Origin of the sequence: Exiguobacterium sp. OS-77, from assembly GCF_000414195.2 — a bacterium.
In the GTDB taxonomy this organism is placed as follows: Bacteria; Bacillota; Bacilli; order Exiguobacteriales; family Exiguobacteriaceae; genus Exiguobacterium_A; species Exiguobacterium_A indicum.
Genome location: NZ_DF239008.1, coordinates 2,356,103 through 2,377,204, shown reverse-complemented (window position 1 = coordinate 2,377,204; position 21,102 = coordinate 2,356,103). Strand labels below are relative to the sequence as shown.

Annotated in this window: 24 protein-coding genes; 21 read left to right on the top strand and 3 right to left on the bottom strand. The window is 47.7% G+C overall.

The features are described 5' to 3' along the window. Nucleotides 1–108 precede the first annotated feature (108 nt). The gene (locus EXG77_RS12250; RefSeq protein WP_035398426.1) at nt 109–960 is read left to right on the top strand and encodes a YitT family protein; all 852 of its coding nucleotides are present in this window, start codon (nt 109–111) and stop codon (nt 958–960) included. Between the two features lie 50 nt (nt 961–1,010). Here the strand turns inward: EXG77_RS12250 and EXG77_RS12245 are convergent, their stop codons facing one another. Further along, nucleotides 1,011–1,820 carry a Cof-type HAD-IIB family hydrolase gene (locus tag EXG77_RS12245; RefSeq protein ID WP_035398424.1) on the bottom strand — a complete coding sequence of 270 codons (810 nt, stop codon included), beginning with the start codon at nt 1,818–1,820 and terminating at the stop codon, nt 1,011–1,013. Between the two features lie 198 nt (nt 1,821–2,018). On the opposite strand from EXG77_RS12245, the gene EXG77_RS12240 reads away from it, so the two are divergent. From EXG77_RS12240 to EXG77_RS12170, 15 genes are all read left to right on the top strand, one after another. After that, nucleotides 2,019–2,213: a YjzD family protein gene (locus EXG77_RS12240; RefSeq protein WP_023467415.1), complete on the top strand. Its 195-nt coding sequence runs from the start codon at nt 2,019–2,021 to the stop codon at nt 2,211–2,213. 63 nt (nt 2,214–2,276) lie between these two features. Next, on the top strand, nt 2,277–3,410 hold the full coding sequence (gene iadA / locus EXG77_RS12235; protein ID WP_035398422.1) for a beta-aspartyl-peptidase: 1,134 nt from the start codon (nt 2,277–2,279) through the stop codon (nt 3,408–3,410). A 13-nt stretch (nt 3,411–3,423) separates the two neighbouring features. After that, on the top strand, nt 3,424–3,912 hold the full coding sequence (locus EXG77_RS12230; RefSeq protein WP_023467417.1) for a thioredoxin family protein: 489 nt from the start codon (nt 3,424–3,426) through the stop codon (nt 3,910–3,912). After that, nucleotides 3,905–4,684, top strand: a complete 780-nt coding sequence (locus tag EXG77_RS12225) for a phosphatidylserine decarboxylase (protein ID WP_051353617.1) — start codon at nt 3,905–3,907, stop codon at nt 4,682–4,684. Before EXG77_RS12230 ends, EXG77_RS12225 begins: the two co-directional genes overlap by 8 nt. A 50-nt stretch (nt 4,685–4,734) precedes the next feature. After that, nucleotides 4,735–6,084 carry an ArsB/NhaD family transporter gene (locus tag EXG77_RS12220; RefSeq protein ID WP_023467419.1) on the top strand — a complete coding sequence of 450 codons (1,350 nt, stop codon included), beginning with the start codon at nt 4,735–4,737 and terminating at the stop codon, nt 6,082–6,084. A gap of 136 nt (nt 6,085–6,220) precedes the next feature. Continuing rightward, nucleotides 6,221–6,805, top strand: coding sequence for a YqeG family HAD IIIA-type phosphatase (locus EXG77_RS12215; RefSeq protein ID WP_023467420.1), 585 nt, complete (start codon nt 6,221–6,223; stop codon nt 6,803–6,805). Nucleotides 6,806–6,948: 143 nt separating this feature from the next. After that, nucleotides 6,949–8,058, top strand: coding sequence for a ribosome biogenesis GTPase YqeH (gene yqeH, locus EXG77_RS12210; protein ID WP_023467421.1), 1,110 nt, complete (start codon nt 6,949–6,951; stop codon nt 8,056–8,058). After that, nucleotides 8,058–8,846: a shikimate dehydrogenase gene (gene aroE, locus EXG77_RS12205; protein ID WP_035398421.1), complete on the top strand. Its 789-nt coding sequence runs from the start codon at nt 8,058–8,060 to the stop codon at nt 8,844–8,846. The genes yqeH and aroE overlap by 1 nt, the downstream gene beginning before the upstream one ends. 2 nt (nt 8,847–8,848) lie before the next feature. Beyond that, nucleotides 8,849–9,142, top strand: coding sequence for a ribosome assembly RNA-binding protein YhbY (gene yhbY / locus EXG77_RS12200; protein ID WP_023467424.1), 294 nt, complete (start codon nt 8,849–8,851; stop codon nt 9,140–9,142). Then, on the top strand, nt 9,139–9,708 hold the full coding sequence (gene nadD, locus EXG77_RS12195) for a nicotinate-nucleotide adenylyltransferase (RefSeq protein ID WP_023467425.1): 570 nt from the start codon (nt 9,139–9,141) through the stop codon (nt 9,706–9,708). The genes yhbY and nadD overlap by 4 nt, the downstream gene beginning before the upstream one ends. Beyond that, nucleotides 9,698–10,273 (top strand): bis(5'-nucleosyl)-tetraphosphatase (symmetrical) YqeK, encoded by a 576-nt coding sequence (gene yqeK, locus EXG77_RS12190; protein ID WP_023467426.1) that lies wholly within the window; start codon nt 9,698–9,700, stop codon nt 10,271–10,273. Before nadD ends, yqeK begins: the two co-directional genes overlap by 11 nt. Next, the gene (rsfS, locus tag EXG77_RS12185) at nt 10,270–10,617 is read left to right on the top strand and encodes a ribosome silencing factor (RefSeq protein ID WP_023467427.1); all 348 of its coding nucleotides are present in this window, start codon (nt 10,270–10,272) and stop codon (nt 10,615–10,617) included. The genes yqeK and rsfS overlap by 4 nt, the downstream gene beginning before the upstream one ends. Further along, nucleotides 10,617–11,345: a class I SAM-dependent methyltransferase gene (locus EXG77_RS12180; RefSeq protein WP_023467428.1), complete on the top strand. Its 729-nt coding sequence runs from the start codon at nt 10,617–10,619 to the stop codon at nt 11,343–11,345. Before rsfS ends, EXG77_RS12180 begins: the two co-directional genes overlap by 1 nt. Nucleotides 11,346–11,573: 228 nt before the next feature. After that, nucleotides 11,574–12,182, top strand: coding sequence for a helix-hairpin-helix domain-containing protein (locus EXG77_RS12175; RefSeq protein ID WP_023467429.1), 609 nt, complete (start codon nt 11,574–11,576; stop codon nt 12,180–12,182). Further along, entirely contained in the window at nt 12,182–14,344 is a 2,163-nt protein-coding gene (locus tag EXG77_RS12170; protein WP_035398418.1) for a DNA internalization-related competence protein ComEC/Rec2, read from the top strand. Before EXG77_RS12175 ends, EXG77_RS12170 begins: the two co-directional genes overlap by 1 nt. 36 nt (nt 14,345–14,380) lie before the next feature. Here EXG77_RS12170 and EXG77_RS12165 read toward each other — a convergent pair whose 3' ends face one another. Further along, a complete protein-coding gene (locus tag EXG77_RS12165) occupies nt 14,381–14,542 on the bottom strand; it encodes a YqzM family protein (RefSeq protein ID WP_023467431.1) in 162 nt (53 codons plus the stop codon). Nucleotides 14,543–14,639: 97 nt separating this feature from the next. Here EXG77_RS12165 and holA point away from each other — a divergent pair, with 97 nt between their 5' ends. Both holA and EXG77_RS12155 read left to right on the top strand, forming a co-directional pair. Continuing rightward, nucleotides 14,640–15,644: a DNA polymerase III subunit delta gene (gene holA, locus EXG77_RS12160; protein ID WP_231681748.1), complete on the top strand. Its 1,005-nt coding sequence runs from the start codon at nt 14,640–14,642 to the stop codon at nt 15,642–15,644. A gap of 13 nt (nt 15,645–15,657) precedes the next feature. Further along, on the top strand, nt 15,658–16,101 hold the full coding sequence (locus EXG77_RS12155; RefSeq protein ID WP_035398416.1) for a GNAT family N-acetyltransferase: 444 nt from the start codon (nt 15,658–15,660) through the stop codon (nt 16,099–16,101). Nucleotides 16,102–16,227: 126 nt separating this feature from the next. On the opposite strand, the gene rpsT is transcribed toward EXG77_RS12155, so the two are convergent. After that, on the bottom strand, nt 16,228–16,488 hold the full coding sequence (gene rpsT, locus EXG77_RS12150) for a 30S ribosomal protein S20 (RefSeq protein ID WP_023467434.1): 261 nt from the start codon (nt 16,486–16,488) through the stop codon (nt 16,228–16,230). A gap of 232 nt (nt 16,489–16,720) precedes the next feature. On the opposite strand from rpsT, the gene lepA reads away from it, so the two are divergent. The 3 genes from lepA (at nt 16,721) to hrcA (ending at nt 21,099) form a co-directional block, all read left to right on the top strand. After that, nucleotides 16,721–18,544, top strand: coding sequence for a translation elongation factor 4 (gene lepA, locus EXG77_RS12145; RefSeq protein WP_023467435.1), 1,824 nt, complete (start codon nt 16,721–16,723; stop codon nt 18,542–18,544). Between the two features lie 58 nt (nt 18,545–18,602). Beyond that, nucleotides 18,603–19,748 carry a radical SAM family heme chaperone HemW gene (gene hemW, locus EXG77_RS12140; RefSeq protein ID WP_035398414.1) on the top strand — a complete coding sequence of 382 codons (1,146 nt, stop codon included), beginning with the start codon at nt 18,603–18,605 and terminating at the stop codon, nt 19,746–19,748. 316 nt (nt 19,749–20,064) lie between these two features. After that, on the top strand, nt 20,065–21,099 hold the full coding sequence (hrcA, locus tag EXG77_RS12135) for a heat-inducible transcriptional repressor HrcA (protein ID WP_023467439.1): 1,035 nt from the start codon (nt 20,065–20,067) through the stop codon (nt 21,097–21,099). Nucleotides 21,100–21,102 lie beyond the last annotated feature (3 nt).

The window sequence follows — 21,102 nt, the reverse complement described above, 5'->3', positions numbered from 1 at the left end:
AACGCCATCATGAAAAAGAACATCAATCTTTGGAAATCTTGACTATCCGACGACATTTGAATGTGCTAAAGTGTTTCAAGATAGTTATGAATGAGAGGAGAACGGCGTGTGACAGCAGTAGTAAAGGAAAGTATGTTAAAAGTGATCGTGGCTTCGATTGGGGGATTCGTCATCGCCGTTGCCATGAACTGGTTTTTGATTCCGAGTGGGGTCTATTCGACTGGATTTACAGGACTTGCCCAAATCTTGACGCAAGTCCTTCAAAATACAGCATTTGCGTTTGGGGAAAACGTCTGGTTCTTGGCGTTGAACATCCCTTTGATCGTGCTCGCATGGATCATGTTAGGTCGGAGCTTTACAATCATCACCTTGATTTCAGTTTTGGCAACGACGATTTTCATTGGTCTTATTCCTCAATACGCTGTCATACCAGGTGATCAAACACTGAATGCAGTGTTTGGAGGGGTCTTGCTTGCGATCGGTACCGGTATAACGATTAAGTTCGGTGCTTCGACAGGTGGTTTCGATATCGTTGCCCTCATCTTTGCTCGTTTCTCCGATCGTAGTGTCGGCTTGTATCTGTTCGTCTTGAATTTCTTAATCGCATTATTAGCAGGCGCATTGTTCGGTTGGTCGACTGCTTTATACACGATCGTCTTCATCTACGTGACGTCTAAGGTCGTCGATGAGATTCATACGAGCAATCAGCGCCTGACGATCTTCATCGTCACGAATCATGCGGATGACATCACGACGGCTTTGCATCAGCATATCATCCGAGGAATCACGCAAATTCCTTCGATTGGAACGTATTCGCGAGCTGAAAAAGCGACGTTGATGATGGTCATCGAGCGTCACGAATTGCGGGACATTGAACGAATTTGCCGGGAAGCGGACGAGACAGTATTCATCAACGTCGTCGCAACGGACTCGGTCGTCGGATACTTCCGAAAAGGATAATGAAAAAGGCACTTGCTCTGCGATATGCAGCAAGTGCCTTTTATCTGTTATCATGCGAGTCCAAGAACGTGTCTCAAGTAATACGCGATCCCGTCATCCTCATTTCGCTTCGTCGTGCCGTTTGCCAGATGCTTCAGCGCGGGGATGGCATTACCCATCGCGACACCATGTCCAGCATACTCGATCATCTCTAAATCGTTTTCCTCATCACCGAACGCAACGATCTGTCGCGAATCAATTCCAAGGTGGTGTGCGATATGAGCAAGACCGACCGCTTTGCTTGTACCTTTTCGCATCACTTCGACCATGAATTCAGGCTTCACCCATTGACGATTGAGTACCGTCTCAGCATGGATGCCAGATAGTTCGGAGCGGATCTCGTCGACGTGTTCTCCTTTGGCATGAATCAAGAGAGACGTTGGTTCATGCATAAGCACCTTTCGTAAATCTCCGGTCGTGACAGATAAGGCATGGTCGGTATAAAATTCGTAAATGCCGACTGGGTCATATTGAAAATAGACATGATCCGTGACTTCGCAGACAATATTTTGTGTTTTCGTCTCAGCGACGGATTCTAAAATATGTTGAACAGTTTTTAATGGAATCGGATGATGCTGGACTTCAAAGTGATTATCTTGCGGGTGATGAACGAGACCACCGTTAAAATTAACGATCGGTGTCGTCAAACCGAGCTGTTCGTAATATTTCCTGGCGTGACGAAATGGTCGTCCAGTTGCGATGACGACTTCGTGACCGTTCGCACGCGCACGCTGGAGCGCAGCGATATTCGCAGCGCTGATTGTCTTATCATCTTTTAAAAGGGTGCCGTCGAGATCGACAGCAATTAAGTGACGGGTCATAATGAAATCCTCCGCTTTCTTTTCGTTAATTCTACTGTAGCATATGAAGCGATTGTCCTTCGTATGAAACGATTAAGTTTTTCAAGGAAAAGAAAGCGCTTGAAAAAATTAGAGAAAAGCTGTTGCTTGGATTAAAAAATGGTATACTACAAATCGTAGGATAACTCTATAGTACGTTATGGAAACGGAGGGGAAATCATGCGTTTTCTCGTTACATTCTTTTGGTCATTCTTACTCGTGAACACGGCTGTGTTCATCGTATCGGCAGTTGATGCAGTAACGTATAGCTTCGGATTCGCGACAGCTATGTCTGTCGTCACTTCACTTGTCGTCTTCGCACTCGATGCCGTCAATGAAGATTTAGGTCTTGGTCAAGGGACTAAGGCAGAATAAGGAAAAGCGAGATGTCGTCATATGGGCGATAGGCTCGCTTTTTGTCTTAAGGAGGAATGATTGATGATCGTCATCGAACAGGTTCTGTGGCAAGAGATGCCGCAAAATGTCTACATCGCAGGAAACCAGATCATCGGAATCGGTTCCTACACCATAGATGAAGCACTGATTACGCACCGGATTGATGGTCGCAACAAACGGCTAGTCCCCGGATTCATCGACGGACACTTACATCCGATCGGTGGAGGAGGAGAAGGCGGATTTGCCACGCGAACGGCACCGTTGACTGTTCGCGACATATTCGAAGGTGGTGTCACGACGGTTGTCGGATTGCTCGGAACGGACGGCTGGACGCGAACTGGAATCGATCTACTGGCACATATACGGGGATATGCTGCATCTGGTATCCGTCCCTTTCTATTAAGCGGAAGTTATATGGTTCCGCCGGTCTTCCTGACGCAATCGACAGGACATGATATCATCCTCATCAATGAAGTGATTGGCATCGGAGAGATTGCCATCAACGATCACCGATCGACACAACCGACGGCTCATGAACTCGCGCGATTAGCGTCAGAAGCCCGAATTGCCGGCATGGTCAAAGGAGTGTCGGGAACGATGAACGTCCATATCGGAGACGGGAAACAAGGGCTCGATCTGTTACATGAGGTGATTGATACGACGGACCTCCCCATCGGACAATTCCTTCCGACGCATATCAACCGAAGTGAACGAATCTTTGAAGCGGGACTTGCCTGGGCGAAACGAGGAGGACGGATCGATTTCACGACGTGTACGACGGAAACTTTCATTGCGGAAGGCGAGATTCCAGCAGGACAGGCTGTCGCCCGTGCTTTAGCAGCGGGAATTCCACTCGAGCAGATCACGATGTCGAGCGATGCTGGCGCAAGTCTTCCGGCGTTTGATGAGGCAGGTCGATTAGTGCGAATTGATACAGGAAAACCCTCTTCCTTGATGCAAGCCGTACGCGATGCAGTGGAGCAGGGTGTTGCTTTTGATCAGGCAATCGCGACGATTACGCGGCATGTCGCGGATGCATATGGTATACCAGGCGGGCGAATCGCGGTTGGAGAACGAGCGGATCTGTTACTGATTGATGACGCTTTGCAAATCGATACGATTCTTGCGAATGGTCATGCTATAATGATTCAGAAAAAATGGCTAATACCAGAATGACGGAGGGATAGACGTGTCAAAGAAGTCGAAACGAAAAAACACGAAAAAACCGCAATCCAAGGCGAATTGGATTACAGCGGGAGTCATCGCCTTGATCGTATTGGTTGGGGGGTTACTGCTCGTCTTCACGGATCGAGAAGATTCTGCATCGAAGAATGGCAATCTAACGGCTACACAAGTCGCAGATAAAGTGAAATCCGGTGATGAATTCTATACGTATTTCTATCAAACGGGATGCGTCCACTGTGAAAAAGTAAAACCATATCTCGTTCCGCTTGGTGAAAAACAAGACATTCCATTCGAACAGATCGATCTTGCTGTCGAACAGTCGGCTTGGGACACGTTTGGCATCGAGGGTACACCGACGGTCGTTCACTTTAAAGACGGTAAGGAAGTCGGACGCGTAGCAGGTGAACAAACAGAAGACAGCTATAAAGAGTTCTTCGCTGGAAAAGACGTAAAGGACTCAAAAGAAGAATCATCTGGTGATCTCAATGATTAAAAAATGGTTTTACTCTCGCGTGTTCGAATTAAATGGACACCCGCTTGTTGCTAAACAACTGAAACGGTTTGCGATGAGCCGTATCAGTCGTCCGTTCATCCGTCCGTTCGTTCAGGCATACGATTTAAATATGACAGAAGCGACTCAGAATTTAGAAGCGTATTCGAGTTTACATGACGTTTTCATTCGTCATGTCAAACCGGAAATGCGACCGATCGATCAAGCAGAAGGTGCATTCGTCAGTCCGTGTGACGGTGTATTGTCTGTCGTTGACGATTTGACGGCTGATAGCCGCTTTACTGTCAAAGGACAATCGTATACGGTATCCGAGTTACTCGGTTCCCATCATGAAGCACAGCAATATGTTGGTGGACGTGTGATGATCTTTTACTTAAGTCCGCAAAACTATCACCGGGTTCATGTGCCGATGGATGGAACAGTCCGGACGAGCTATACGCTCGGTCGCGATTCGGCACCGGTGAATGAGATTGGTCTTACACATGCGCTTCGCCCGTTGACACGTAATTACCGTCGCGTGACGCGCATCGTCCAAGGGAAACATGCACTTGAACATGTCATGGTCGGTGCACTGAACGTTAACTCGATCGTTCGGACGAACGAGTCGAAGGACCTTCGTCGCGGGGATGAGTTTGGATACTTCTCATTCGGTTCGACGGTCGTCCTGATTTGTCCGAAAGATGCATTGACGTTAGACAGCCAAGCGATTGGACCGGTTTTAATGGGGCAACGCCTCGGACAATGGCATTCATGACAGCGAGGCGCCCGTTATGGGCGTCTCCTTACATTTAGGAGGAATGAATCATGCCGGCACTGGCATTAGCAGAAATCGGAAGTACGCAGGTCCAAACGTATATCGCACTCATTATTTTTTTAGTGACCTATGGCTTCATCATCAGTGAAAAAATTAGTCGAGCAATCGTTGCCTTACTTGGAGCGCTCGCGATGGTCATCATCGGCATTGTGGATCTCGAGACTGCATTGTTTGAATATATCGAGTGGGGAACAATCGTCTTATTGATTGGGATGATGATTCTCGTCACGATTGCCAATCAATCTGGCTTGTTCGAATACATCGCGATCCGCGCTGCGAAGACGACAAAAGGTGATCCGATCAAGGTATTGGTTTTACTGTCCGCATTGACAGCACTCGGATCTGCATTCCTTGATAACGTCACGACGGTTCTATTGATCGTTCCAATCACGTTTTCGATTACGAAGATACTGAAGATCGCGCCGTTTCCATTCTTGCTCGCAGAAGTCCTATTTGCGAATATCGGTGGAACAGCAACGTTGATCGGGGATCCACCGAACATCATGATTGGTGCTGCGAATCCACACTTGACGTTCAATGCCTTTTTAGTGAATCTCGCACCAATCATCCTCGTCATCACGGTCGTAACGATCGGCATTCTTTACTTCGTCTTCCGGAAGCAACTACATGTTGAAGCGGAAGATCGGCAGAAACTGATGGAAATCGATGAGAAGAGTTATATCGTCAGTCGAAAATTGGTCGCACGAAGCAGTATCGTCCTCGTCAGTACGATTGCGCTGTTCGTACTGCATCCGGTGCTTGATCGCATCGGACTCCATCTCGAAGCACCGGCGATCGCGATTCTTGGAGCGACAATCCTGATGTTGCTGACGATTGAAAACGATCATCAGCTAGAAGGAATCTTTGCTCGTGTTGAATGGACGACGATCTTCTTCTTCGCTGGACTATTCGTGCTCGTCGGCGGGATTCAAGAAGCAGGTATCATTCGCTACCTTGCTGAAAAGACGATTGATCTGACAGGCGGTGACATTCAGACGACAGCGACTGCTGTTCTTTGGTTGTCTGGTATCGCCAGTGCGACGATCGATAATATCCCGTTCGTTGCGACGATGATTCCACTCATCAATGATGTAGCTGCTGGAATTGGATTATCACCAGCAGATGCGAAAGTGGACGTATTATGGTGGTCCCTCGCACTCGGTGCCTGTCTCGGTGGTAACGGGACATTGATCGGTGCATCGGCGAACGTCATCGTCGCGGGTCTCGCGACACGACAAGGTGAAAAATTCACCTATATGCGCTTTTTGATTTACGGAGCACCGATCACGATCGTAACGTTGATTCTATCCCAACTCTATTTGTGGATTCGGTATTATTAAGAAAACGGAAGGTCCGCCTTCCGTTTTCTTTTGTGCGTCGCTCTTACTACCTGATTGTGCTATAATCGAACGATAAGAGCATAACTGTTTCTTAAACTTAACTATAGAGCTAGACCATTATCTGGAGGTTTTATTCTTGTTCAAACGACTTTATCCGAAACATTTCGTGGCTTCGATCTACGATATCGACCTTGAAATGCTCAAACGAAACGGTGTCAAAGCGATTTTGACCGATCTTGATAATACGCTCGTCGCATGGAATATCGCAGATGCTCCAGACGAATTGGTTGCTTGGCTGGATATGGTGAATAATCAATATGGTTTCGACGTCATCATCGTATCGAACAATAACGGAGACCGCGTCAAGAAGTTCGCGGATCCACTCGGATTGCATTATATTGCGCCAGCTCGAAAACCGCTTCCTATCGGGTTTAAACGGGCATTGACGGAATTCGGTTATCACGCGAAGGAAGTTGTCTTCTTAGGAGACCAACTCTTCACGGATGTACTCGGTGCAAACTCCGTTGGAATCGAAGTCATCCACGTTCAACCTGTCGTTAAGACGGACGGTGTCGTCACGAAATTCAATCGCCTGATGGAACGTGTCATTTTCCGCCGGATGAAACGCAAAGGAATCTATAAATTGACACAACGCGTCAAGGAAGATCCTTCTGCACTGGAGCATCCGATCGAAACACTTCGTCAGGATAAGCAACAATAACCCTGTCAGATCGGTAGATGAAAGGGAAGGCAGCAGTCGCAACATGTACGGCGAGAGGTCGGAAGTTACGCTCTTGGAGTAGCGAGCAGGGCGCTACGGTGAAAAGAGAAGGGATATCGTTCCCGCATGCGGCTCAACATAATATGATCGAAGAAATCCACTGCGCTGGCTGTGGTGTCGCCATTCAAACGGAAGACACGAAAGCACCAGGATACGCACCTAAATCTGCACTTGATCGTGAAATGGTCATTTGCCAACGTTGCTTTAAATTAAAGCACTACAATCAAATTCAAGATGTATCGTTATCGGACGATGATTTCGTTAAAATTTTAGACGGAATCGGTCAAAAAGATGCACTTGTCGTTAAAATCGTTGATATCTTCGATTTTAATGGAAGTTGGTTACCGGGCTTACATCGGTTCGTCGGTAAAAACGATGTCTTACTCGTCGGGAACAAAGCCGATTTATTACCGAAGTCACTCAACCCGAACCGCCTCATGAACTGGATGCGTCAAGCATCGAAAGAACTTGGATTACGTCCAGTCGACGTTCATCTGATCAGTGCGAAAAAAGGGCACGGAGTCGATGAACTCGCTGAAAAAATCGATTATTATCGAAAAGGTCGCGACGTCTATGTCGTTGGTTGTACGAACGTCGGGAAATCGACACTGATCAACCAAGTCATCAAACGCTTCGGTGAAGAAGATGAAGCCGTCATCACGGTCAGTCACTTCCCAGGAACGACACTAGACTTGATCGACATTCCACTCGACGATAACTGTAACCTGTATGATACACCGGGGATCATCAATCATCACCAGATGGCTCACTATGTTGATGCAAAGGACTTGAAGCTGATCACACCGAAAAAAGAGATCAAGCCACAAGTCTTCCAAATCCATCCGCAACAGACACTCTTCTTCGGAGGTCTTGCACGATTGGACTATATGGAAGGGAACAAGCGTTCATTCGTCATCTACATGTCGAACGAATTGAAAGTTCACCGGACGAAGCTTGAAAAAGCAGACGATTTATACGCGAACCACAACGGTGAGCTGTTGTCTCCGCCAAACGAAAAGACGCGGGAGATGCTACCGCCGCTTGTCCGTCATGAATTCAGCCTCCGCGACAACATGAAGACGGATATCGTCTTCAGTGGACTCGGGTGGGTTGCGGTTCACGGAAAAGGTGGACGTGTCGCTGCTTATGCCCCGAAAGGTGTCGCTGTATCCTTACGTGAGGCGCTCGTCTGATGCGCTTTGCCGTCATCGGTCATCCGATTGCCCATTCACTTTCACCTGAGCTGCATACAGCTTGGCTGGAAGCGGCTGGGCTTTTCGGCTGTTATGACCTCATCGATGTAACGGAGCAGCAATTGCCGCAAATCATTACAAAATTACGCACACATCAGCTAGACGGAATCAATGTGACGATTCCACATAAAACAGCAATTATCCCGTATCTGGATCGGCTAGAGCCGGCAGCTCAAAAAGCAGGCGCTGTGAATACGGTATATCGGCAGGATGGGCAGTTGATTGGTGCGAATACAGATGGAATCGGATTCGTCCGCGCATTGATAGAACGTCGTCCGTCATTTCAAAAGACGCTCGTTCTTGGTGCGGGCGGTGCGGCGCGAGGCATCATTGCTGCGTTGCCCGGAGATGTGACGATCACGAATCGTACAGAAGAACGCTCTAAGGCAGTTGCCGATGAATTCGGAGCAACCGTTCTACCATGGCAAGAAACATTTGATTTAACGAGTTACGACGTCATCATCAATACGACTTCTGTCGGGATGGCGCCACATATCGAGGCACGTCCGATCGAATTGACGGAGACGCACGCCTTGATTTGTGATATTATTTATCGACCGACGCCGACCCGTCTATTGCGTGAAGCGACCGAAAAAGGTCTCGACACACTTGACGGCGTCCCGATGTTCGTCTTACAAGCGGCTGAAGCATTTGAACGCTTCACCGGACAAGCACCTGACCTTGCACTTGGCGAGCAGGTGATACGAAAGCAATTGGAGGAATTTTAATCATGTTAACAGGTAAACAAAAACGTTTTTTACGCGCGACAGCTCATGACTTAAACCCGATTTTCCAAGTCGGTAAAAATGGAGTCGGCGAAGCGATGTGCGCTGATTTGATGGATGCGCTCGAAAAACGGGAACTCTTGAAAGTACAAGTATTGCAAAATTGTGCGGACGCACCAAAGGATGTCGCACAAGAACTCGTCGCAGGAACGAATGCTGAACTCGTTCAAGTCATCGGAAAAGTCATCGTTCTCTATAAAGAATCAAAAGAGAACAAGACGCTCGAATTGCCACGATGAAAATCGGACTGATGGGCGGAACGTTCGATCCTCCGCATATCGGTCATCTCCTGATTGCCGAACAAGCGCAGGAACAACTCGAACTCGATGCGGTCTGGTTCGTACCAGCGAATGTGCCACCGCATAAACAACGTACAGTCACAGACGCAACCAAGCGTTTACGCCTTGTAGAAGAAGCAATTGCATTGAATCCTGCTTTTTCCGTCTCAGCAATCGAGTTTGAGCGCGAAGAGCCTTCTTATACGTATGATACGATTCGTGCACTCAAGCACCGGTACCCGGAGCATGAGTTTCTGTTTCTCGTTGGAGCAGACTCACTCGTGAGTCTCGATACGTGGTATCAAGCCGAACGGTTATACAAGGAAGTCGTCTTTGGTGCCGTCGCTCGACCGGGCAGTCGGTATCTGATTCCGCGCGGTGCCCGTGTGAAAGCGGTCGATATGCCATTGCTAGAAATTTCTTCGACGGATATCCGGCAACGGGTCGCGCGCGGACGGAGCATTCGCTACCTTGTACCGGAAGCCGTTCGACAACGGATTGAGGAGTGGAATCTATATGCGCCTTGAAGAAGCACGTCAAATCATTGAGCGTACGTTGCCTGAGCGACGCTATGTGCATACATTAGGTGTCGTCGAAACAGCGCGACACTTAGCTCTTAAATATGGTGTTGACGAAGAAGAAGCAACACTTGCTGCTATGCTTCATGATTATGCGAAATACCGCGATACGAATGAGATGCGTTCGATTGCCGTTGAATTGAATCAACGGGTTTTACTCGATTATGATGACGAACTGCTTCATGCGCCAGTAGGTGCGGAGCTTGTCCGTCGAGAACTTGGTCTTGATTCAGATGTAATTTATCAGGCCATCGCAAATCATACGACGGGGGCACCCGGTATGCCGTTGCTCGATCAAATCATCTTCGTCGCGGATGCGATTGAACCAAATCGTAGTTATCCAGGTGTCGAAGCGCTTCGTGAAGTAGCGGAGCAGGATTTGACGGACGCCGTCATTGCAACACTCAGTCAGACGATTCATTTTTTATGTAAAAAACAAGCCATCATCTTTCCGCGAACGATTGAGACTTATAATGCCTTCGTCGCGGCCAAACGAAAGGGGACCGTCCTATGACAGTCGAACAAGAATTACAATTAATCGTAAATGCCATCGACGATAAACGCGCTGAAGATATCGTCGTCCTGAATATGTCGAGCATCTCACCAGTTGCCGACTACTTCGTCATCTGTGAAGGGAATTCAGAAAAACAAGTACAGGCAATCGCACGTGAACTCAAAGAAGTCGCGCACGAACATAACCTGCCGATCAAACGTCTCGAAGGATTCGATGCGGCACGTTGGGTGTTAGCGGATCTTGAAAACGTCGTCGTTCACGTCTTCCACCGTGACGATCGTGATTACTATAATCTCGAAAAACTCTGGGCAGATGCTCCAAAGGTTGAAGTCGAGGTCAACTAATGGCATACGAACAGTTCGCCTACATCTATGATGAATTGATGCAAGACGTCCCGTACGATCAATGGGTCGACTGGGTCAAAGCATACGTTCCGACTGGCAGTACGATTGCTGATATCGGATGTGGAACGGGTACGGCGACGCTTGCATTAGCGGCACACTATGAGATGCTCGGAATCGATTTATCGGAAGAGATGCTCGAAGTCGCGCAGGAAAAAGCGATGGAAGAGGGATTACGCATTCAATTCTGGGCGCAAGACATGCGCGAAATCGAATTGCCGACACCTGTCGATGCCGCGACGATCCTATGCGACTCCTTGAACTATCTCCGGACGGAAGAGGATGTCAAACAGACGTTTACACATGTAGCAGCAATCCTCAAAGAGGGTGGACGTCTCTTGTTTGATACACACTCTCCATACAAGATGGAAACATTGTTCAATGGAAAGACATATGCGACACATGCGGAGCAAAGTTCGTATATCTGGTTCGCGGATCCTGGTGAAGCACCGCTTTCTGTCGTCCATGAACTGACTTTCTTCATCGAGGAAGAGGACGGTCGCTATGAGCGTGTCGATGAAACGCATCATCAGCGGACGTATCCTCCAGCACAGTACGTGACGTGGTTACGCGACGCCGGATTCCGGGTTCTTGCGGTCACAGGCGATTTTGGACCGGATGCTCCTTCTGAGACAGCCGAGCGGATTTTCTTCGTTGCTGAAAAAATGTAAAAGTGATCTCATCCGTCTTCTTTAAGCGATACACGTTCGTGTTGCTTGAAGAAGACGGATTTTTTGTTCGTCAAACAGATGCTAATTCAAAGTAACGGTATGGATGATATGACCTTTATCCGACATAACACACCGTATCATGTTGTAAAAGAGTGGTTAGTACGTATTCCTTCGTTTCCTGAAGTCCGTAGCGACCTGTTAGAGTCGTGGAAAAAGGAGGGATTCGTCTTGACCGTTCCACGTTTGCAACAGATCGCAGGTCTCGTCGTCGTCCTGCTACTCATCATTTTATTGTTCGTACCATTACCCTCTTGTTCGAATGAAGCGATGGTCGATCAACCGTCCTTAACGGATAAACAACAAGAGGCAAAAGCAGAGCCAGCAGAAAAAGATACCTCGATTCGTGACAAACTCATCATGGTCGATGTGAAAGGGGCGGTAGAAGCACCTGGACCCTATCAATTTCACCTCGGTGATCGAGTGAAGGATGCAATCGAAAAAGCAAAGACGACTGAGAAAGCTGACATTCGACAAATGAATCTCGCGGCACGTCTCATTGATGGACAGGAAGTCATCGTGCCGGTAAAAAAGACGAAAGATCAGCCGAAACCAACGAAACGCTCAAAAGCAGAGATACCAAAAGGACTGATTGACCTCAATGCGGCAACGGCGGAACAGTTGATGGAGGTTCCGGGAATCGGTCCTGCCAAAGCAGAAGCGATCTTAGCCTATCGTGAGGAGAAGGGGGGATTTGCGACGTATGAATCACTCGGAGATGTAAAGGGCTTTGGGGAAAAGACGTTAGAATCGCTTAAATCCTACCTGATCGTCTACTGATGCCACTTCATGCGCTGTTCGTTCTCTTACTCATTGTCGCCATTAAAGAATCGATCTGGTGGTTAGTGACGCTGATGCTATTTACTGTCATGAAGTCATGGTCTTTTTCAATCGGTCGTCTTTTCTTTTTGTTCATTCTGAGTTTTCTATTCATCGGAATGGGTCATCTGTCACCTGAACCGCACGACGTCTCGTCTGTTGACATTTTATCAGGTAAGCGTAATGGGGATCGAATTCGCTATGAGGCGGAGAGCAACGGTCAATCGATTCTATTGACGGCAACGATTGCAGAAGATGAGACAGGATACGAACGAATCGGTTACTCCTGTCACGTCGATACGGAACCGCTCGATGTCCGTCAACAATCGAATGCGGGAGGTTTTGACGAACTGCAATTCATGCATACGAATCGTTACGCTGGAAAGTGGGAAGTACGTTCGTTTGATTCCTGTCATCCGACACTTGGATATGCGGCAGAAGGAAGACGGGTACGTGAAGCATGGTTGAAACGGATAGAAGACTTGTTACCACAAAAGCAAGCATTCTACGTCGAAGCACTTGTATTTGGTGAGGATCGATTAATGGATCAAGTGACGCTCGAACGGTTTAAGAAATTCGGCTTATTACATGCGATCGTCATCTCAGGATCACATATCGCTTTTTTAGTGTTTAGTCTGCTGTACGTCTTACGAAAAATCAGGATGACAAAAGAAAAACGACTTGATATCGTTCTGATTTTACTGCCGATTTACGGATGGTTGACGGAGTGGAGTCCTCCAGTCACTCGGGCTGTGCTCGTCGCGATCATTCTGTTGCTCGGTCGTCGTTTCCACAAACCGTTAGATCCGGTCGAGGTCATTGCGGGGGTCGCGGCTTTTCAATTAGCGATTCAACCAACTGTCATTTACGATATCGGATTTCAATTGACGGTCGGACTGACGCTGTTTCTTGTGCTGTCGAGACGACTCATGGGTTCGGTTCGTCGTCCTTGGAACTGGCTACTTATCAGTGCGTGGGCACAATTCGGAACCCTTTTGTTTTTACAGGGGATTGAACAAACAACGGTTTCAATCTGGTCTCCGTTGTTGAATTTATTAATTGGTAGCTGGATTGAGTGGGTTATTCTGCCAGGATCGTTCCTCCTTGCGACGCTTCCATTTTTACCGCTCAGTTCGACGTTTCAGATTGCGCATCAGTACGCGATTCAATGGATGGACCAAGCATTACAGCTAGCGGAACATCTGCCGTTAGCAATGGTTGCCGTTCCAACATTTTCTCCGATCGTCTTGACAATCGTCGTTGTCGGAACGGGAATCGCTTGGTTCATTGCTGAACGGAGATGGTGGGGGCATGCTCTCCCATTGGTCCTTTTGCTTACGGCATGGGGTTACACGGAGTGGCACGTACCTGAACAAATCACGTTTTTAGATGTCGGGCAAGGGGATAGTATCGTACTTGAGAAAGCAGGAGAGACGTTCGTCGTAGACACAGGTGGTGTTTATCAGCAAACGACGCATCCACTGCTTCGTCCGTTTGATCCGGGTAGTCATATCGTCGCGCCCTTTTTATTCACACGAGGAGAAGCAGAAATCGACGGTCTCATCGTGACACATGCTGATCACGATCACGTCGGTGGACTGCTAGGATTACTGCGTCAAGTTCGTGTGAAAACCATTTATTTAGGGGCGTATGACAACACGGATGAGAAGCGAAACGATTTGATTCATTCGATCGAAGCAACTGGAACGCATGTCAAGTTCGTTCAAAAGGGACAAACGATTCGTCCTTGGTTACATGTACTTGCACCGACTGGACGAGAAGAAGAAGAGAACGATCGGTCTATTATATTACTTGCACAGATTGCCAAACAACGTGTTTTACTGACGGGTGACGCTGGCCTAGCAATCGAGGACGAATTAACGATTGGTCCGATCGATATTCTAAAAGCAGGTCATCATGGTTCGAACACGTCGACCGGTGAAGAACTCTTGCAGAAGACAAATCCGAAGATTGTCATCTTATCAGTCGGACGAAAAAATCGATACGGGCATCCGCATCCGGACGTGCTTGAGCGGATCGGGACAGATCGGATCGTCTTTCGAACGGATGAGGACGGGAGTGTAACTTGTTCTTCAGCGGGCTGTGAACCTATGATAAAATAAAAAAACAGCAACCCCCCAAGGTTGCTGTTTTACTGATTATAGACTTAAGAACTTAATTGCGACACCGATGATGAACAAGACTGCGAAGAAGCCGAATGATGCACCAAAACCAACGGCAGAGTCGAGCGCATCGTTGCGTTTTGATTGAATATCGTTCTCGAACGCGTTTTCACTTGGTGGGCGTACTGAATGTGCCATGCTGCATTCCCCCTTAATAGATTCCGCTTCTAGTATAGCGGAATAAAAGAGGATTATCTATGATGAAGTTAAGAACAAACTGTGAAATGTGGTGGGAATGATGAAAACTCCTTGGCTCGTCAATGGAAAATTAGCGAATTTATACTTATTATATGGAACAGAACGACACTTGTTAGAAGAATGGGAACGTGAAATCGTAAAAGCGGCTCTTCCGGACGGAGAACGCTTTGATTATATGAAAATCGATTTGAACGACCAACCGCTTGATGCGGTACTCGATGAAGCGGAGACGGTACCCTTTTTAAGCGACTACCGTGTCGTCGTTGCAAAACCTGCAACGTTTCTGACAGGAGCGAAAGATAAAAAACAACATAATCTCGAACGGTTAGCAGATTATATCCTACAACCGGCAGACTACGCGGTGGTTGTCTTGATCGTCGAAGCAGAAAAGCTCGATGAACGAAAAACCGTCGTCAAACGATTGAAGGAGCGCGCGACTGTACTAGAGGCAAAAAAACCGACGACCGAAGAGTTGTTCCGCTTCGTTCTGGATGCTGTCAACGACAAAGGATACCGGATGGAACGTCCAGCAATCGAGCGACTCATTTTCTTGACTGCTGAGATGTGGGGGACATTAGCCCATGAACTTGAGAAGTTGATGTTGTTTGCAGGGGACCGACCAACAATCGAAATCGAGGATGTCGATTTGCTTGTTCCGCGGACATTAGAGGACAACGTCTTTCAATTAACGGACTACTTGATGAAGCGTCAACTCGAACCAGCGATCCGCTTGATTCGCGACCTTGAAAAACAAGGACAGGAAGTGTTGGCTCTCCTTGGACTGATGGCACGCCAATACCGGATGATGTTGCTGTCGAAACGATTAGCAGAACAAGGATACGGAGAACGACAAATCGCATCAAAAGTCGGAGCTCATCCGTATGCGATCAAATTGGCACTCCAGTCTGCCAAACGGTTTACGTTTGCGCAGCTCGAGCAAGCACTCATCGCCATCACGACGACAGATGAAGGTATGAAAACAGGACGCGGTGATAAGAAGATTCTATTCGATGCGTTGATTGTTCGCTTAGCGACGCTATAAGAGGAGGCAAACGATGATGGAAGTCCAGATCATTACAGCAGAAGAGGTCATCCCATTACGGCATGATGTGTTACGTCCCCATCAACCACGTGAAGCATGTATCTACCCAGACGATGCGCTTGCATCGACGTTTCATCTCGGCGGGATAAAAGCACAACAAATCGTCGCAATCGGTAGTTTCTCGGAACAATCTCATGGACAAGCGCCAGGAGCGACGTATCAGCTTCGTGGTATGGCGTCGAGTGAAGACGTGCGTGGTGAAGGGTATGGTCGGGCGCTGATTGAAGAAGCCCGTCGTCTATTGAAAGAACGACAAGTGACAGCATGGTGGTGTAACGCCCGCGTCACGGCACTTCCTTTTTATGAGCGCCTCGGACTGGAACGTGTTGGAGAACCGTTCCTCATTGAAGGGATCGGTCTTCACTATGTCATGATCGATCGTCTAGACGACAAGTAAGACAAGAAATGGCGGACGAAGGAATCGTTTTACACGAGTCCTTCGTCCGCCATTTTAGATCATATAAAAAATCGCCACTGGAGATACCTCCTAGTGGCGACCCATCACCGTATTCTTCGGAAAGAATTAAAGTGCGTTTACGAGTTTAGCGAGACGTGATTTGTCACGACCAGCTTTGTTGCTGTGGATGAGACCTTTAGCAGCAGCTTTGTCGATTTTTTTAGAAGCTGTAGCGAAAGCAAGGACCGCTTGGTCTTTGTTACCTTCAGCTGCGAAAGTTTCGACTGCTTTAATCGCTGAACGCATTGCCGATTTACGTTGTACGTTAGCGACGCGGCGTTTTTCAGCTGTTTTAACGCGTTTGATTGCTGATTTAATGTTAGCCATGGATGATTCACCTCCAATAAAACTCATTCGAGATTTATATTCGCATATCTGCAGTTATCGTTCAACAGAACAAACACAATTGTAGCAAACGTTTTTCTTAAAAGCAATACGACGTCTAGGGAATCTTCACATTTTGTTTTTCGGGTAAAACAAAACGAGATAGTACAGTGAAGCGCTTTTTGGTATAATGAACCGTATGTACGTTTGAAAATAAGGTAAGGTGACTCTAAACATGACGAATGAAGACCGTTTAAAGCGGCAGAAGAGTATTCGTAACTTCTCGATCATTGCCCATATCGATCACGGGAAGTCGACACTCGCTGACCGAATTTTAGAAAAAACTGGCGCGTTGACATCGCGCGAAATGAAAGATCAGACACTTGATGCCATGGATCTCGAACGTGAGCGTGGCATCACGATTAAACTCAACGCTGTTCAATTGAAGTATACAGCAAAAGATGGGGAAGATTACATTCTTCACCTCATTGATACACCTGGACATGTCGACTTCACATATGAAGTCTCGCGTTCACTTGCAGCTTGTGAAGGGGCTGTCCTCGTCGTCGATGCGGCGCAAGGAATCGAAGCGCAGACGCTTGCGAACGTTTACTTAGCACTCGACAACGATCTCGAAATCCTTCCGATCATTAACAAAATCGATTTACCTTCTGCGGATGTCGAACGCGTCCGTCAAGAAATCGAAGATGTCATCGGACTTGATGCATCTGAAGCCGTTCCGACTTCTGCGAAGGCAGGGATCGGTATTGAAGAAATTCTCGAACAAATCGTCGAGAAAGTACCAGCGCCGACGGGTGATCCGTCTGCACCACTCGAAGCATTGATCTTTGACTCCTATTATGACGCTTACCGTGGTGTCGTAGCATCGATTCGAATCGTCAACGGAACAGTTAAAGTCGGCGATAAGATTCGGATGATGTCGACAGGTAAGGACTTTGAGGTTCTGGAACTTGCCGTTGCGACACCAAAACCATTACGTCAGCAAGAATTGACGGTCGGTGATGTTGGGACGTTGTCTGCTTCGATCAAAACGGTCGGCGACGTACGTGTCGGGGATACGATTACGCTTGCGAAACAGCCAGCTACTGAAGCACTGCCAGGATACCGTAAGATGAATCCGATGGTATACTGTGGACTCTATCCAATCGATGCTGCGAAATACAACGATTTACGAGAAGCGCTTGAAAAACTACAACTTAGTGACGCGGCGCTTGAGTTCGAACCAGAGACATCACAAGCACTCGGATTCGGATTCCGTTGTGGATTCCTCGGGATGCTCCACATGGAAATCATCCAGGAGCGAATCGAACGTGAATTCAACATCGATATGATCACGACGGCACCATCGGTTATCTATCACGTGACGACGACAGCGGGTGAAGTCTTGCACGTCGATAACCCATCGAAGATGCCGGATCAGCAAAAAGTCGAATTCATCGAAGAGCCGTTCGTTAAGGCTGCTGTCATGACACCGAATGATTACGTCGGTGCGATCATGGAGTTGTGTCAAAAGAAGCGTGGGACATTCGTTGACATGCAATACATCGATACGACACGTGTCAAAATCACGTATGAGTTACCGTTATCTGAGATCGTCTACGACTTCTTCGATCAGTTGAAATCGAGTACGAAAGGGTATGCGTCACTTGATTATGAATTGATCGGCTACCAACAGTCGCGTCTCGTCAAGATGGACATCCTGCTCAACAACGAGAACGTCGATGCGCTCAGCTTCATCGTTCACCGTGACTTTGCGTACGAACGCGGGAAAGTCATCGTTGATAAGTTGAAAGAATTGATTCCGCGGATGCAGTTCGAAGTGCCGATACAGGCCGCTGTCGGAACGAAGATCGTTGCTCGTTCGACGATTAAGGCATTACGGAAGAACGTTCTCGCGAAATGTTACGGGGGAGATATCTCTCGGAAACGGAAGCTGCTCGAGAAGCAAAAAGAAGGTAAGAAACGCATGAAGATGGTAGGCTCAGTAGAGGTACCGCAAGAAGCCTTCATGTCCGTTCTATCCATGGACGAAGATTAAACAGGTGGGGGGCGCTTGCGTCCCCTTTTTGGTTTTTATAGAGAAAGGATGAGGCGAAATGGGAATACGCGCCGCATATGTCCACATCCCTTTTTGTGAACATATTTGTTATTACTGTGATTTCAATAAAGTCTTTTTAAAGAATCAGCCCGTCGATGAATACCTCGATGCGCTTGAACGCGAAATCGAACTGACGTTGAAACAATACCCGACGGATCATCTCGAGACGATCTTCATCGGTGGCGGAACACCAACCGCTTTAAATGAACCACAGATGCAACGGTTGATGGAAATCATCCAGAAACACTTGTTGCCCCTGACAGGCGATGATTTAGAGTATACAGTCGAGTCGAACCCGGACGGTGTATCAGAAGAGAAGCTCGATATCATGAAGGCGGGCGGTGTCAATCGCGTCAGTTTCGGTGTCCAATCGTTTGATGACGGTTTGCTCGAACGCATCGGTCGGACGCACCGGGAAGCAAAAGTCGCGCAGACGCTCGACGCAGCGGCAAAACGGTTTGATAACATCTCCGTCGACTTGATGTTCGGCTTACCGAATCAGACGCTCGATCAGGTCCGCTACGACGTCTCGCGTGCACTTCAATTACCGATCACGCATATCTCCTCCTATTCGTTGATCTTAGAACCGCACACGGTCTTTGCGATTCAAGAGCGAAAAGGAAAGTTACCGCTACCGACGCAAGATCTCGAGGCAGAGATGTATCAAGTGATGATCGATACGATCGAAGCAGGTGGATATGCGCAGTATGAGATCTCGAACTTCGCGCAAACAGGAAAAGAGAGTCGTCATAATCGCGTCTACTGGGAAAACGATGAGTACTACGGATTTGGTGCAGGCTCACATAGCTATATCAATCAGACGCGTCGTGCGAACATCGCACCGATTCCGCACTATATCAAGGCAGAAGGGTTACCGGTTCGAAAAGAGACGCCGTTGACGAACGTCGAGCGGATGGAAGAAGAGATGTTCCTTGGACTTCGAATGAAGGATGGCGTATCACTCGAACGTTTCCAGACGAAATATGGAGTAGCGTTTGAAGATGTGTTTGGTGATGTCATGAAACGTTTGTTGCCAAACGGTCTCGTCGAACAGACGGAGACACATATCCGTTTGACGCCAGCCGGTGTTCCGTTAGCGAACGAAGTCTTTGCAGAATTCATCGGTGAAGCGCAGGTTCAATGAGTCTTGAATAAATGAAAGGAAGCGGTGTTCCCTTAATAAAGAGGAATGCCGCTTCTTTTCATTTTTTGGATTTCCTTAAAAAATAAGCAGTCGTTCCGATGACCGCGATGAACAGCCAGACAAAGACTCCTGCCATTGCCAATAATTCAATCATCCGATTCATCCTTTCCATTCTTTGTTTCACTGTATCGCAGAATGGGAAACTGTTCAAAGGGTCACGCAATTCGGTTGACATCGGACGGACAATTCCTTATAGTAAAAGATGTAATTAGCACTCGTTAAAAGTGAGTGCTAACAAAATAAGGTGGTGAAGAAGGTGCTGACGGATCGTCAATTGTTGATTTTACGTGCAATCGTCGATGATTACATCAAGACTGCTCAACCCGTCGGCTCACGGACGCTCTCCAAGCGAGACGACGTGACGTTCAGTTCCGCGACCATTCGTAACGAGATGGCGGACCTCGAAGAGATGGGTCTGATTGAAAAGCCACACACTTCCGCAGGACGGATTCCTTCCGAACTCGGATATCGTTTTTATGTCGACCATCTGATTCGTCCGGAAAGCATCACACCAAAAGAAGCGCAGGCATTGAAATCACTCTTTGCCCATTCCGTGAATGAGAATGATCGGTTGATTCGGCACACAGCAGACCTGTTGAGCGATTTAACCCATTACACGACGCTTGTACTTGGACCAAAAGAAGAAGGACAACGCTTGCATCATCTGGAATTAATTCCTCTTGCCGAAGGTCGTGTCGTCATCGTTCTCGTCACCGAGACGGGACATGTCGAACACAAGACCCTGCAATTGAATCAAGCGTTGTCCCAAGAAGCAGCGAGCCGGCTGATGGAACGTCTGAATCAGACGTTACGCGGTACGCCGCTCTCAGCCTTGCGCAGTCGTCTGCTCGAGGAAATCCGTCGCTTCCGTTCAGAGCATTCTGAACAGACGGTGTTGCTTTCGAAGGCACTTGATCTCGTCTTGACGGATCAAGAGGAGCGACCGTTCATCTATCTAGGCGGGAAAGCCAACATGTTCGATCAGCCTGAATTTCAGGACGTCGCAAAACTACGACCTGTTCTCGAGTTGATCGAACAGCAAGAAGCCGTTCTCGATTTTCTCCGACCGAATCTCGATAATCAAATCCTGATTACGATCGGGAGTGAGAACAATGTGGATGCATTAAAAGATTGTAGCGTCATCCGGGCCCATTATTCGGTCGACGGTGTCTCGATCGGGACACTCGCTTTGATCGGACCGAAACGGATGGATTACAACCGGGGAATCAACTCGATCATCCATCTACTTCAAGCATTCCAAACCGAATTGCATAAGAACAATTTGGATTGAATA